Source organism: Amycolatopsis sp. N2S4-7 (genome assembly GCF_058119595.1).
The window spans coordinates 7,312,979-7,326,877 of the sequence record NZ_CP172299.1 but is presented as its reverse complement, the minus strand read 5'-3'; the positions used below and the strand labels follow the sequence as shown (position 1 = coordinate 7,326,877).

Genomic DNA, 13,899 nt, shown 5'->3' with positions numbered 1-13,899 from the left:
GCGTCTCGCGAACGAGTCAGCCAGGCGCCCCCGGCAGCCGGATGGTCATCAACGCGCCACCCTCGGGCGCCCGCGAGGCGTACACGGCCCCGCCGTGCCGCTCGGCCGCGTGCTTAACGATCGCCAGGCCGAGGCCCGAGCCGGGCAGCGTCCGGGCCTCCGACGAGCGGTAGAAGCGGTCGAACACCTTGGGCAGGTCCTCTTCGGCGATGCCCGGCCCGGCGTCGGCCACCTCGACCACGGCGGTGCCGTCGCCGAGCGGGTACAGCCGCACCCAGACCGTCGCGTCGGGCGGCGAGAACTTCACGGCGTTGTCCAGCAGGTTCAGCACCGCGCGCTCGAGCGAGCTGTTGTCGCCGGTGAGCACCCACGGCTGCAGCGAGACGTCGAAGTTGATCTCGCCCGCCCGCCGCCGCGCCCGGTCCAGCGCCCGCTCGACGACCTCCAGCAGCTCGACGCGTTCGAAGCGCTCGCGCGGCTCGTCCTGGCGCGCGAGCTCGACGAGGTCGCCGATGAGCTGGGTGAGCTCGTCGAGCTGGCCGCTGATGTCCGCGACGATGTCGATCCGGTCCTCGTCCGGCAGCGGCGGCGCGCCCGGTTTGCTCGCGGCGAGCAGCAGCTCGAGGTTGGTGCGCAGCGACGTCAACGGCGTCCGCAGCTCGTGGCCGGCGTCCGCGACCAGCTGGCGCTGGCGTTCCTGCGAGTCCGCGACCGTGCCGAGCATGGTGTTGAAGGTCTGGGTGAGGCGTGCCAGCTCGTCGTCGCCGCTGACCGGGATCGGCCGCAGGTCGCCGGTCTTGGCGACGCGCTCGGCGGCCGACGTCAGCCGGTCGACCGGGCGCAGGCCGGCCCGCGCGACCGCGGTGCCCGCCGCGGCGGCGACCAGGATGCCGGCGCCGCCGATCAGGAAGAGCACCAGCGCGAGCTCGTTCAGCGTCCGCTTGGTCGGGCCCATCGACTGGGCGAGCACGATGGCCTCGCCGTGCCCGGACGGCAGCGCGACGACGCGGCTGTCGGTCCGGAAGTCCGTCCGCAGCGACTGCGGCGAATCGCCGTTCGCGACGTCCAGTTCGCGCTGGTCGAACGGCGGCGCCGAGCTCGACAGCGGATAGGTCATCACGGCGTGCTGGACGTCGGGCGCGGCGTTGAGCTGCCCGATCTGCAGGTCGGCGCTGGCCAGGAACGCGCCGGGGACCTGCCGCAGCTCGGTCTGCACCTGCGGCGAGTCGACCGCCGCCTCGGCGCGCGCGACGAGGCCGTCGTCCAGCTGCTGGTAGAGGTTGCTGCGCACGACCATGTACGCGCCGATCGACACCAGCGCGACGGCGCCGGCGACGCAGGCGGCGGCCAGCAGCGTCACCCGGCCGCGCAGGGAGAACCGGCGCGTGCCCCACCGCGTGCCGCGGGGGTCCTCCGCGCCGGGGTCGGTCACGGCGGGGTTTCCCTCAGGACGTACCCCACTCCCCGCACCGTGTGGATCAGCCTCGGCTCCCCCTCGGCCTCCGTCTTGCGGCGCAAGTAGCCGACGTAGACCTCCAGCGCGTTGCCCGACGTCGGGAAGTCGTAACCCCATACTTCCTCCAAGATCCGGCCCCGCGTGAGGACGTGCTTCGGGTAGGAAAGGAACAGCTCCAGCAGCGCGAACTCGGTCCGGGTCAGGCTGATCTCGCGGCCGCCGCGGCGGACCTCGCGCGTGCCGGGGTCGAGGGTCAGGTCCGCGAAGGACAGGACCTCCGACGCCTGGCCGTTCTGACCCTCCGGGACGGCGCGGCGCAGCAGGGCCCGCAGCCGGGCGAGCAGTTCCTCGAGCGCGAACGGCTTCGGCAGGTAGTCGTCGGCGCCGGCGTCCAGGCCGGACACGCGGTCGGAGACGGTGTCGCGGGCGGTGAGCACGAGGATCGGCAGGTCGTCGCCGGTGCTGCGGAGGCGGCGGGCCACCTCCAGGCCGTCGAGCCGCGGCATCATGACGTCCAGGACCATCGCGTCCGGCCGGTCGGCGATGATCGCCTCGAGCGCCTGCGCACCGTCGCTGGCCAGCTGGACCTGGTAGCCGTTGAACTCCAGGGACCGCCGGAGCGACTCACGGACGGCGCGGTCGTCGTCCACCACAAGGATGCGCATGGCTGTAGTTTTACTCAGCGTGCTGAGACTCGCCTAAGAACACACACAGAACTAACAAAGAGAATCCTTACTCCGCCGCGCGCGGGAGCGGCGCGTTCCAGTGCCGCCAGAGCGCGACCATCCTGATCGCGACGACGACCGCGGCCGCCGCGACGGTCACCGGCCCCTCCGGAAGTCGCACAGCGTGACCGACGACCACGAGCGCCGAGCCGGCCAGCGCGGCCACGGCGTAGATGTCCTTCCGCAGGACGAGCGGGATTTCCCGGAGCAGCAGATCGCGCACGGCACCGCCGCCGATCCCGGTCGTCATGCCGATCAGACACGCCGCGTAGACGGTCGCGCCGGCGTTGAGCGCGATGGTCGTCCCGGAGGTGGCGAAGACGCCGAGCCCGAGCGCGTCCGCGAGCAGCACGCCCCGCCGCAGCCGCGCGACCTGCGGGTGGAAGACGAACACGACGAGGGCGGTGCCGGCGCAGACGGCGAGGTAGGGCCAGTTCCGCAGCGTCGTCGGCGGGTGGATGCCGAGCAGGACGTCCCGGATGACGCCGCCGCCGAGCGCGGTGGTGAGCCCGACGACGACCACGCCGAAGACGTCGAGCCGCGCCCGCACGGCGGCGAGCGCCCCGGACGCCGCGAAGGCGACGAGACCGAGGAACTCCAGCGCCGTGAGCAGCATTTACTGGTCGAGCAGGCCACCGCGGTAGGCCAGGAGGGCGGCCTGCACCCGGTTGGCCGCGCCGATCTTGGAGAGCACGGCGGAGACGTACCCTTTGACGGTGGCTTCGGAGAGGTGGAGGCGCCCGCCGATCTCGGCGTTGGAGAGGCCCTGCCCGATGAGCGCGACGACCTCGCGTTCCCGGTCGGACAGCGAGGCGAGCAGCTTGCGGGCGGGCTGCGCGGCGCGTTGTTCGTCCCGGTGGGTCTGCACCATCCGCGCGGCCACCCCCGGGTCCAGGACGGCACCGCCACGCGCGAGGTCCCGCACGGCCCTGAGCAGCGCGGCGGGGTCGATGTCCTTGAGGAGGAAGCCGTTGGCGCCGAGCCGCAGCGCGAGGCTGACGTACTCGTCGATGTCGAAGGTGGTCAGCATGGCGACGGTGGGCGGGTCGGGGAGGGCGAGGATGGCCCTCAGCGCGCGGATGCCGTCGTCGGGAGCGCGCATCTTGATGTCGAGAAGGGCCACGTCAGGGTGATACCGGCGCGCGACCTCCACCGCGGATCTGCCGTCGCTCGCCTCGCCCACGATCTCGATGTCCTGGGCCCCGGACATCATCGCGCGCAGCCCCGAGCGCACCAGTTCCTCGTCGTCGGCGAACATGAGCTTGATCAACGAAGCCCTCCGCAACAGCCGGTGGAGGCGGCTCCCCGCATCCCGTTAACGAAGGTTACCTACTGTTGTTCAGCAGTTCGAAACCAGACACGACCAGGTGACCCGCTGGTCCGTCCAGGTCAGCGCAGCGCGGTGGTCCGCTTGGGTGTACCAGGGCGTCGACCAGCGGCCGAGAACCACTCACCTGGGTGACTACGTCCGTCGGGCTACTCCATCCGTGCCGCCGTACTCCCCACGCCCCCGGTCCGCTAGGCTGAGCGCGGCAGTACATGCCCTCGTAGCTCAGGGGATAGAGCACCGCTCTCCTAAAGCGGGTGTCGCAGGTTCGAATCCTGCCGGGGGCACTCAACCGGCGATCTGTCCACATAGGACGCCTTTCACCGAGCCGAGCCGTCAATCCGCCCATCGGGCCCCGTACGCCAGACCCGGCGTCAAGTGGTGGAAACGCAGGTGTACCTCCCCCGATGGGTCCACCTGCTCCCGGCGTCCCCGGAAGCCCGGGTCCGACACGTCCCGCTGGAACGCTCCCTCCAGGACCGACACCTCCGCGGGCCCCTCCATCCCGAACCGGACTCGCAGGTCGAACGAGTCGCACGACTGGCGGGGTACCGACACCATGCACGGGCGCAGTGCCGGCGGCTGGAAGAGGATCGCGAACTCCCACGACTCGCCCCGCGACAAGGGACGGGGCAGTTCCAGCCCGTACCCCCAGCGGTCGCTCGCCTCCATTCCGCGGTCCACCAACCGCCCGCCGTACAGCACCGATACCGACAGGCCATCGCGGCCGGACGGGAGTGAGACGGCGAGGTCGAGGGACCTCAGCCCGTCCTGGCCGGCGATCACGCGGCGCTGCTCCAGCACCGATGGCCGTGGTTGGTCGAGGACCATGGCCACCGACAGGGACGCCGTGTGCCAGTGGCCCGATGGCGCGCCGGCCGGGGGGCGCACCGCTCCGGAAGCCAGCTCCGCCAGGAGGTCGATCGCCTCGTCGACGCGGCGGCGGACCGTTCGGGGGTCGCGGTCCACCCGGGTCGCCGCCCAGGCGATCCGGTCCTGGTACAGCGGCTGGCGGGCCTCCGCGCAGATCGCGAAGGCCGCCAACGCGGCCAGACGGAGGTCCTCGGGCAGGTGCGAGGACAGCTCCGTCAGCTTGCCTGCCACCTTCGTGCGGATGGCCACCAGTTCGTCGTCGTCGGTTACGGCGCACGCCGAACGAAGCACCGGCCCCACCCGGTCCTCGATCTTGCCCAGCAGGCCACGGCCCTTGCGGAGGGCCTTCAGCTCCTGGACCAGCTCAGCTCGCCCGCTCACGGTCGGTCTCCTTCAGTGCGTTTCCATGACGTCTCCTTTCCGGACAGGGTGCGATCGGCCGGTGGACGGGAAGTGGACAGAACGTGCATCACCGAAGCGATCAGCGCCGTTCCCAGGCGGACGCCGTCGCGGGCCAGGTAGGTGCGGAACGTGCCGATGGCGGCCAGGGCGTCCGCGTCGCCGACGCCGAACGCCACCACCCGGGGACGGCGGGCCCACGCCGGGTCGGTGAGCGACGCGAACGCCGCCGGCCAGGTCACCGGGTCCGTCGGCTGGCCGTCGGACAGGAAGAACACCATCGGGCGGTGCACGCGCAGCCGGTGCCGTTCCAGGGACCGGACGTCCTGGTCGATGGCCGCGCGCAGGAACGTGAACGCCGGCCCGAAGTTGGTGCCGGCGCACGCCCCCGGTGCGGGCAGCTCGGCGAGGTCGTCCATCGGCAGCAGCGACTGCACGACGTGCGGCGTCTCCCCGAAGCCGACGACGCTGCAGAGGACCCGGCCGGCGATCGCCGCGTCCGCGTGGACCGCGCCGCGGAACTCCCGCAGCCCGGTGTTCAGCTCGTCGATGTGGTCGGCCATCGACAGCGAGACATCGCAAGCCACGTAGCACGGCAACACGTCGGACCCCATACCGGTTTCTCCTTCACGCCCCTGATCGACCGGCGGAGTGTGGCAAGCACGTGTGGACCGAACGTGGAAAAAATGCTGATTTCCGAAACCCGGACGGTCGATTGCGCGATATCAACCGTGATAGCAAGCTAACGCCGGGGAGGCCGCGTGGAGTTCCGGATGCTCGGCCCGCTGGAAGCGTGGCACGACGGCGCCCCGGTGCAGCTGGGCGACCAGCAGCAGCGGTTCGTCCTCGTCGTGCTGCTCCTGCACGCCAACCGGCCGGTGACGCCCGCCCGCCTCACCGAGATCGTTTGGGCCGGCCGCGAAACCCGGCCCACCCTGGTGCGCGGCTACATCAAGCGGTTGCGCGACGTCGTGCAGGACGCCGGCGACGTGAGCATCGAGACGACGCCGACCGGCTACCTGCTGCGGCTCGGCGAGGACCAGCTGGACACCGTCCGGTTCGACCGGCTGCGCGCCGAAGCCGCGGAAGTCCGCGCCGACAACCCGCACCGGGCGATCTCCCTGTTGCGCGCCGCGGTCGGCCTGTGGCGCGGGAAGTTCCTCGAAGACATCGACATCGACCGGGTCGGCGGGCCCGAGGTCATCTCGCCGGACGAAAGCTACCCCGACACCGTCGGCGACCTGGCCGAACTCGAGCTCGAGTCCGGTGACCACCGCTCGGCGCGCGACCGGCTGCGGCCGCTCGTCCAGGCCGACCCGGCCAGCCAGAAGCACGCCGAACTCCTGATGCGCGCCTTGATCGCCGGCGGCGACCGGATGGCGGCCCTGCGCATCTTCAACGGCACCCGCGCCGCCCTCGCCGGGCTGCGCATGGAACCCGGACCGGTGCTGCGCAAGCTCGCGGCGCGGGCCGAACGCGGGGATCCGCCCAGCTCGCTGCCGTCCCGGCCCGGCGGGTTCACCGGCCGCGCCGCGGAACTCGCCGCGATCGAAGCCGCGGCTTCGGCCGGGCGGCGCGCGGTCTGGGTGAGCGGCGCGCCGGGCGTCGGCAAGACCGGCCTGGCGGTCGAAGCGGCCCACCGGCTTCGCGACCGCTTCCCCGACGGCCAGCTCCTGGTCCGCCTCAACGGGTTCACGCCCGGGGTGCACGAAACGAACGTCGCGGACGCCCTCGCCGAACTGCTCGTCGAGCTCGGTGTGCCGGCCGAGCAGATCCCGGCCACGGTCGGCCGGAAGGTCCGGCTCTACCAGGACACGCTGTGGGGCACGCGCACGCTGGTCGTGCTGGACAACGCCGCGTCGCCGGAGCAGATCCGGCCGCTGCTGCCCGACACGGAAGGCTGCCTGGCCGTCGTCACCAGCCGGCGGATGGGCGACGCGGACACCTGGGAGCACATCCGGCTTTCGCCGTTGCCGCCCGAGGAGGCCGCCGACCTGTTCCACGCGCTGACGGATCCGCCGCGGGTGCGCGGCCGGTCGGCCGAGGTGGCCGCCGTCGTCAAGCGGTGCGGTTTCCTGCCCATGCCCGTCCGGGTGGCGGCCGCGTTGTTCCGGCGGCACGCGAAGTGGCCGCTGGAGCACCTGCTCCGGCTGCTCGAGGAGAGCGGGCCGTGGGGTGCGGACGGCGACGTCGACGGCACCGCCGCGGTCCGCGTGTCCTACCAGCAGCTGGGCGAGCCGCAGCGTGCGCTGTTCCGGCTCCTCGGCAGCCTGCCCGGCCCGGACGTCGACGTCACCGGCGGCGCCGCCCTGGCCGGCTGCGACGTCACCGAAGCCCGTGCGCTGCTCGACAACCTCCACGAAGTGAGCCTGCTGGAGGAGGCGACGCCGGAGCGGTACCGGATGCTGGACCCGCTCAAGGAGTTCGCGGCCGTGGAGCCGCAGCCCGGCCGGGACGCCGCCCTGCTGCGGCTGCTCGACCGCTACCTCGTCACGCTGGCGGCCGCCGTCGGCGCCGCGTACCCCTTCGACCGCGCCCAGCTGCCCGGAACCGACCGGCCGGGCTCGGTCCCGGTCTTCGCCGACGCGGCCGCCGGGCTGCGGTGGATCGCCGCCGAGCGGGACAACCTCGTGGCCGCGATCCACTACGCCGCCACCCACGACCTGCCCGAACACACCTGGCGGCCGGCGGTGCTGCTGTGGCGCTACTTCAACACGGAGAACCAGTTCGAGGACTGGACCGCCACCCTGGAGCTGGCCTGGCAGGTCGTCTCGGCCGATCCGGGGAACGACTACGGCCAGGCACACGTCCTGCTCCGGCTGGCCACCGCGAACGACCGGCGCGGCAGGCTCACCGAGGCGCTCGAACTGGCCGCCAAGGCGTTGCCCAAATGGCGCCGCCTGGGTGATATCCGCGGCGAGGCGGCGACGTTGTGCGCGCTCGCCATCCCCACCATGGAGCTGGGGAAGCACGACCAGGCGATGGCGCACCTCGAAGCCGCGCTGGCCAAGTACGAGCAGAGCGAGGACCGCCGCGGCGAAGCCCACGCGTTGAGCATGCTCGGTTATCTGAACGAACAGCGCGGCAACCTCGACGTCGCCCTGCGGCAGCACGAGTCCGCGGCGCGCATATTGCGCGAGATCGAGCACGTCCAGGGGGTCGCCCACACCCTGAACAACCTCGGGTCCGTGCAGGAGCGGCTCGGCCTGCTCACCGAAGCCCTGGCCAGCTACACGGAGGCGCACGGGTACGCCGCCGAAGTCGGTGACCGCTGCGTCGAGGCGTACGCGCTGAACAACATCGGCAACGTGCACCGCCAGCGCGGCCGGTTCGTCGAAGCCGCGCGCTACCACGACAAGGCCAAGGAGGTGGCGGCGAACGTACCGGACGTGGACCTGCGCACCCAGCTCTACCTCGACCGCGGCGCCACCGCTCTCGCCCGGGGCGCTCTGCAGGAGGCGTTGACGGCCTGCGAAGCGGCCTTGGACCTGGCTGACGGCAACGGGAACCGCGCCTACCAGGCCCGTGCGCACCGCGGGGTGGCCGAGACGTTGCACGTGATGCGCGCCCACGAGCGCGCCGTCGCGCACTGGGACGAAGCCGAAGCCGCGTTCGCCGAACTCGACCTGCCGGAAGCCGCCGCGGTACGCGAAGAGCGTTCAGCAATGGAGTGTGCCTGCTCGCGGTGACGTTCAGTGCCGGTGCAGCACGCGGCTCAGCTCGGGGTAGATCTCCCGGACGGTGTGGTGACCGCGCCACCGGCTGAGGCACCTGGCCAGTTCGCGCAGGTCCGTGCGCACGGTCGCGGAGTCGACCTGGGCGGCGTCGTCGATCGTCTCGGCCAGCGTCCGGCAGCTTTCGTCGATCTCGCCGTCGAGCGCGTGGGCCAGTGACCGGCGGACGCCGAAGCGCGCCCTGGTCCGGCGGTTGGTCACCGGCACGCGGGCCAGTTCCGCGCCCAGCAGCGTCGCCGCCTCGCCCGGAAGGCCGAGGTCGGCCAGCGACCAGCCGCGGGCGAGCGCCAGCGGGTCCGGCGCGGTCGAGCCGAGCAGCGGGTAGTCGCGGGTGTCCACAGTAGACGAATACAGGGGCGCGGCGGCGCGGTCCATCGCGCGCTCGAAGGCGTCCCGGTCGCCGGCCAGCGCGTGCCCCTGCGCCTCCCGCCGGGCGGCGAGGCCGAACGTCCGCGAGCCGGCTCTCCCCAGGTTCTGGGCCTGCCGGGCGAGGTCGATCGTCCCGATCGGGTCCTGCCGGTACAGGGCCAGCCCGGCCTCCCGGACGTACGCGTAGCTCGCGATCTCCCGGTCGCCACCGGCGCGGGCCAGCTCCGACGCGTGCCGCGTCCACGACAGCGCGTCCTGCTCGTTGCCGGCTTCCTGGCTGAGCCACCCGGTGTACTCGGCCATCCGCGCGGCGAGCAGCAGCAGCCGTGACCGGACGGGTTCCGGGTTGCCCCTGGCCAGCGCGTGGACGGTGTGGGTCTGGGCGACGAGGGACTCGAGGACCACCGCGGGGCTCGTCCGCATGCCGAGCGCGCGCAGCTGCTCGAACGACAACCGCAGCCCGGCCACGACGCCGTCGTCGAGGATCGGGCGCGGGCCGCCGGCCAGCGCGATGCCGAGCACCGCGCCCGCACCGGTCAGCATCTGGCGGCGGTCCAGCGTGCTCGCGGCCTGGAACCGCGCCCGCGTCTCGTGCGCCGACTCGATCAGCGCGCCACCGGCGTCCAGGACGCCGTCGCAGATCCGCGCCAGCATCGCGTTCGGCGGCTTGAGGTCGTTTTCGATCTTGCTGATGTAGCTCTTGCTGTAGTTGACCCGTTTGGCCAGCTCACCCATCGAAATCCCGGCGGCGACGCGATATTCCCGCATCAGCGCGCCGAATGTCCCGGCCATGCGGACCTCCATTCCGGCTGCATCCGAGTACACCATTTCGGCGGCGTCGACGCAATTGCCGGGCCGGCCGCGATCCGGTCGCGGCCGGCCCGGCGCACGTCATCCGTGCCAGGGGTTGCCGTCGGTACCCGCCGGCGGCGGGGTGGTGCTGGTGGCCGGGGGCGTCCCACCGCCGTCACCGTCCGCGAACGCCGAGGTGGAACCGATCACCGGCACCGCCGCGACGATGCAGAGCGCGAGCACGGGTCCACCGATTTTGGCCAGCTTTTCGGACAAGGACATGACAAATCCTCCTTGGGAAAGGTGATTGATTAGGGCGTTTGCGGAATTTCCGCGCCCTGCAATCAGGATTCGTCACGCGCGTTTTACCGACAAGGAGTTGACCGTTTCCCGAGGCGGTGGTCAACGGGTCACCGGCCCAGGACGCACGAAAGCCGCGTTCCCCCTCGGAACGCGGCTTTCGTGTTCAGCGGCCTTCGCGGGCCCGGTCGAGCACTTCCTCCAGCCGCAGCGGGCTGGGTGGGTGGTGGCTCAGGCACAGCGGAGCCCGCATGAGGCGGAACCCGAAGGTCTCGCCGGTGACGTAGAACTGCCCGCGTTCGAGCCGCGAGATGTCCCCGACGGTGCTGCCCTTGGCCCTGGCCATCTCGTTCGCCGCGGCGACCTGCGCCGGGCTGTTCAGCCGGCCGAAGAACTGCGTCGTCGCGTTGCCGGTGACCTGGTTGTGCAGGCCCTTCGGCGCCTGCGTCGCGAGCAGCAGGCCGAGCCCGTACTTGCGGGCCTGCGAAGCGAGCAGGATGGTGCTCTGGGTGCTCGCCGTCAGACCGCCGGACGGCGCGATGGTCTGCGCTTCGTCCATGACGAACAGCCCGCCGAGCGGCCGGTCGGCCGCGGGGTGGCGCTTGATCCAGGCGAACACCTCCAGCTGGAGCTGGCTGACGAACCCCTGCCGCTGTTCTTCGGACGGCAGCCCGATGAAGCTGATCACCGAGATCCGCGCCCGCTTGCCCGGCGAAGGGGTGAACAGCACGGCCGGATCGGCCGGCTCCCCCGAGCCACCGAGCAGCGGATCGTTGACCATCGCGGCCCGCAGCGTCTCGGCCAGGTCGGCGGCGGTCTTCGTCCCGGTGGTCAGCTTGCTGACGCCCAACGGCAGCTCGGCGAGCACGTCGACGAACCCCGACAGGCTGCGCGAGTCCTTCTGCGCGTAGTGCGTCAAGGCCTCACGCAGCACTGCTCGCCCTCGCACCGCGGCTTTCGCCCCACCACCAACCCGGGCGTGCGGCACGAGCCGCGCCACGGCCGCCTCGACGGCCGCGGCGAACTCGTCCTCGTCGTCCCGCACCCCGGCGAAGTCCGGCAGCGGGTGAAAGCTGAGCGGCCGCCCGGCGGCACGCCCGGGAGTCCAGACGACAACCTCGGTCCCGGCGAGGTAATCGGCGGCGCTTCGGGCGTCACCTGGCCGCCAGGCTTCGGGTGCTTCCGGCCAGGCATCGCCCAGCCGCGCGAGGTCGTTGTTGGGGTCGAGGACGATCGCGGACACACCTTGGAGGGCGCACTCCTCGATGATGCGGCGAAGGAGGACGGTCTTTCCGGTGCCTGAGCCGGCGAAGATGACGGCGTGCTTGCGGAGGGATTCGAGCTCGATGCGGATTTCGCCGTCGACGCCGAGGGTGAACTCGCCGGGCTTGACTTCTGCTGGTGGTTGTTTATCCACCGGTGGTTGCTTCTGTCCGGCCGCCGGTTCCGGCGGAGGGCGGGTCTCCCGCTGGCTCCCGCCGGGCTGCCCCGTGGCGGGGAGGATCTGCCGCAGCAGGCCCGTCTTGCTCGCCGGTTTGCGGGACACGAGCCAGTTCAGCAGCTCATAGCTCTGCCTGGTGAGCATCTGGCTGAGCGCCCAATACGTCCGGACGTCGTCCTTGGTGATTTCGACCCGCGGGCTCCCGACCCGGGCCAGATCCTTGAACACCCTTTCGGTCGTTTTGCCGCTCCAGCCCTTGGTTCCGTGGTAGACCAGCACCAGGTGCCGGTTGCGCACACCGTCCCTGATCCCGGCGGCCTGCTTCGCGTCCCGCATCCGCCGCAGCACCCGGTTGCCGTGCTGGTTCGGCCCGAACGCCCGGAACATCCACCGTTCCTTGACGTCCTCCTTCTCGCTCAGCAGCCGCAGCAGTCCGGCGTGCAGATCCCCGGCGCCGTCCGCGGGCGGCTCGGTCTCCCAGGACCGGTCGTCGTTGCCGAACTCGGTGATCCAGGACCGCAACGCCGCCTGCAGGACACCGGGCATCACGTCGTCCTCGGTGTGGTAGTTCAGGATGGCGTTCACATCGGCCTTCTTGCGCAGCTCAGCGAACTGGCGGTCGAATTCGGCGTAGTAGTGCGGTTCCGGACCGGCCGGCTGCGGCGCCGGAGCCGGTTCGACCGCCTCTTCGTCGAACGACGACAGTTCGCGGATCTCGCCGTACCAGCAGACTTCGGCGTGCTCTTGGACCCGCCGGAGCAGCTGCCGCGGGGTGTAGCCGCTCCACGAACCACCGAACGCCTCCGTCGCGACCGGCCAGGTGCCGTGCGGAGGGACGAAGCCGACGTCCTGGTAGACCACGCCCAGCCACTTCTCCACCAGCGCCCGGCCGAGCTCGGGATCGACGATGGCGCCGAGGATCGGGGTCTCGGTGAACCGGTCGTCGAACGAGTCCGTCGCCGCCTTCTGCAGCAGCATCCAGGTCGTGGGCAGGCAGGCCACGATGGACAGCGTCCGGCGGGTCGTCTCGCGCAGCTGCATCAAGCCGTCGGCGATGACGGCGAGTTCCCCGGTCGTTTCCGCGGTGGGCTCGTCGGCCGCCTTGGTGATCAACGAGTCCAGCTGGTCGATCGCGGCGACGCTCGGCCCGGTCAGCGCGAGCACCCGCGAGATCTCCGTCACCAGCTCCCGGGGCGGCTTCGGCTCAGCGGGCAGGCCCCAAGCCTTGCGGGCCTTCTTCCGATCCTCTTCGGTCGATGCCGACAGGTAGTCCTTGCCGACGGCGCTCTGATCGGTATCGGCGGCGGCGTACAACACGAGGGCACGCAGGGTGTCAGCGCACTCGACGGCCACCTGGGCGTCCACCCGGCGCAACGCTCCGATGAAGCTGTTGAGGTCTTCCCCGGTGAGCGGCGCTCCGCCGAGGACGACCTTGGCCACCGGGTCCGGCAGGTCCGCCTTGTCGCACAACCGCTTCAGCAACTTGGCGAGCTGGAGTTCCCCGTCGTCGTCCGGAAGCCACAGTTCGCTGCGCATGGCCCGCAGGACGTCGTCCCAGAAGGCGTCGCCGGTCGTGAGGTCGATGAGGAAGAAGTAGCCGCCCTCCTGCTGCACGGCCCGCCGGACGCGGCCGAGCAGGTGCGTCTTGCCCACGCCCTTCTGTCCTTGCAGGGTGAGCCCGATCGGGCTCGGGCCCCTGCTGTTCTTCGCGTCGAGGATGCTCGCGCGGATCCGGTTTTCGGCTCGCGTGTGCAGGCCTTCCACGTGGAACGACGACTTGCCCCAGACGTCGTCGGGGGTCTCGGCAAAGTTGAACCGGACCGCGGCGAGCGCTTGGCGTTCCTGGTCCTCGGTCATGATTCCTCGATCGACACGAGGTGCTTGTCCTCCTTGCCGATCCGGATCGCCGCGGCGTGGTCCGCATCGGTGAGTCCCTGGCGATCGGAGTCCGGGGAGAGGTGGACGAGTTCGCTCTTCATCATGTTCAGCAGGGTCTGGTCGACCTCTTCGCCGATCTTCCGGCGGAGCTGTTCCAAGCGCACCCACGCCCGCGGCCGGCTCGCGATTTCCCCGTACGCCGCCCGGATCGAAGTCTCGAGACCAGTCGGAGCCGGTGTCGTCGTGCCAGAGGGGTGGATCGCCTCGAAGAGAGAGACCTTGCCGGTCCGGCAATGGCGCGCGAGGCGCGACAGCACCTCGAAGACCGCATTGACCAGCGCGCCTTTGCCCTGCGGCACCTCGGCTTTCATCAGCTCGCTCTCACACCAGGAAATACCGTCGGTGGTGAGCCGGTGCACGTACGGGCGCTTGTTCGTATCGGTGACAAGCAAACCGGCCTTGTTGAGCTTCTCACGGCCGTCCTTGCTGAGGGTGACGCCGTGCAGCTCCTTCAGATCCTTGTTGTTGATCTCGTCGTTCGCCAGCAACAGCACGAGCAGCGCCGCCCGTTCCTGGGGTCCGTACTTGTCCGCCATTCCCGCTCC

Annotated in this window: 11 protein-coding genes and 1 tRNA gene; 2 read left to right on the top strand and 10 right to left on the bottom strand. The window is 71.1% G+C overall.

Features of this window, described 5'->3' with window-relative positions; translation table 11 throughout:
- Positions 1 to 16: 16 nt before the first annotated feature.
- From ACH54P_RS34810 to ACH54P_RS34795, 4 genes are all read right to left on the bottom strand, one after another.
- Positions 17 to 1,432 (bottom strand): sensor histidine kinase, encoded by a 1,416-nt coding sequence (locus tag ACH54P_RS34810; protein WP_489907535.1) that lies wholly within the window; start codon positions 1,430 to 1,432, stop codon positions 17 to 19.
- Positions 1,429 to 2,121 carry a response regulator transcription factor gene (locus ACH54P_RS34805; protein ID WP_361092650.1) on the bottom strand — a complete coding sequence of 231 codons (693 nt, stop codon included), beginning with the start codon at positions 2,119 to 2,121 and terminating at the stop codon, positions 1,429 to 1,431. Before ACH54P_RS34805 ends, ACH54P_RS34810 begins: the two co-directional genes overlap by 4 nt.
- Positions 2,122 to 2,188: 67 nt before the next feature.
- Positions 2,189 to 2,797: a trimeric intracellular cation channel family protein gene (locus ACH54P_RS34800; protein ID WP_489907534.1), complete on the bottom strand. Its 609-nt coding sequence runs from the start codon at positions 2,795 to 2,797 to the stop codon at positions 2,189 to 2,191.
- Positions 2,798 to 3,451 (bottom strand): response regulator, encoded by a 654-nt coding sequence (locus tag ACH54P_RS34795; RefSeq protein ID WP_360265871.1) that lies wholly within the window; start codon positions 3,449 to 3,451, stop codon positions 2,798 to 2,800.
- A gap of 271 nt (positions 3,452 to 3,722) precedes the next feature.
- Between ACH54P_RS34795 and ACH54P_RS34790 the strand changes: the two genes are divergently transcribed.
- Positions 3,723 to 3,795, top strand: a tRNA-Arg gene (locus ACH54P_RS34790).
- 49 nt (positions 3,796 to 3,844) lie between these two features.
- Here ACH54P_RS34790 and ACH54P_RS34785 read toward each other — a convergent pair.
- Together ACH54P_RS34785 and ACH54P_RS34780 are read right to left on the bottom strand one after the other, a co-directional pair.
- Positions 3,845 to 4,762 (bottom strand): hypothetical protein, encoded by a 918-nt coding sequence (locus ACH54P_RS34785; protein ID WP_489907533.1) that lies wholly within the window; start codon positions 4,760 to 4,762, stop codon positions 3,845 to 3,847.
- Complete coding sequence (locus tag ACH54P_RS34780) at positions 4,759 to 5,394, bottom strand: vWA domain-containing protein (RefSeq protein ID WP_489907532.1); 636 nt, start codon at positions 5,392 to 5,394, stop codon at positions 4,759 to 4,761. The genes ACH54P_RS34785 and ACH54P_RS34780 overlap by 4 nt, the downstream gene beginning before the upstream one ends.
- A gap of 147 nt (positions 5,395 to 5,541) precedes the next feature.
- Between ACH54P_RS34780 and ACH54P_RS34775 the strand changes: the two genes are divergently transcribed.
- Entirely contained in the window at positions 5,542 to 8,469 is a 2,928-nt protein-coding gene (locus tag ACH54P_RS34775) for an AfsR/SARP family transcriptional regulator (protein ID WP_489907531.1), read from the top strand.
- 3 nt (positions 8,470 to 8,472) lie between these two features.
- Here the strand turns inward: ACH54P_RS34775 and ACH54P_RS34770 are convergent, their stop codons facing one another.
- The 4 genes from ACH54P_RS34770 to ACH54P_RS34755 form a co-directional block, all read right to left on the bottom strand.
- On the bottom strand, positions 8,473 to 9,675 hold the full coding sequence (locus ACH54P_RS34770; protein ID WP_489907530.1) for a helix-turn-helix domain-containing protein: 1,203 nt from the start codon (positions 9,673 to 9,675) through the stop codon (positions 8,473 to 8,475).
- 99 nt (positions 9,676 to 9,774) lie between these two features.
- The gene (locus ACH54P_RS34765; RefSeq protein WP_489907529.1) at positions 9,775 to 9,957 is read right to left on the bottom strand and encodes a hypothetical protein; all 183 of its coding nucleotides are present in this window, start codon (positions 9,955 to 9,957) and stop codon (positions 9,775 to 9,777) included.
- 184 nt (positions 9,958 to 10,141) lie between these two features.
- Positions 10,142 to 13,273, bottom strand: coding sequence for an ATP-binding protein (locus ACH54P_RS34760; RefSeq protein ID WP_489907528.1), 3,132 nt, complete (start codon positions 13,271 to 13,273; stop codon positions 10,142 to 10,144).
- Complete coding sequence (locus ACH54P_RS34755; RefSeq protein ID WP_489907527.1) at positions 13,270 to 13,890, bottom strand: hypothetical protein; 621 nt, start codon at positions 13,888 to 13,890, stop codon at positions 13,270 to 13,272. Before ACH54P_RS34755 ends, ACH54P_RS34760 begins: the two co-directional genes overlap by 4 nt.
- Between the last annotated feature and the right edge of the window lie 9 nt (positions 13,891 to 13,899).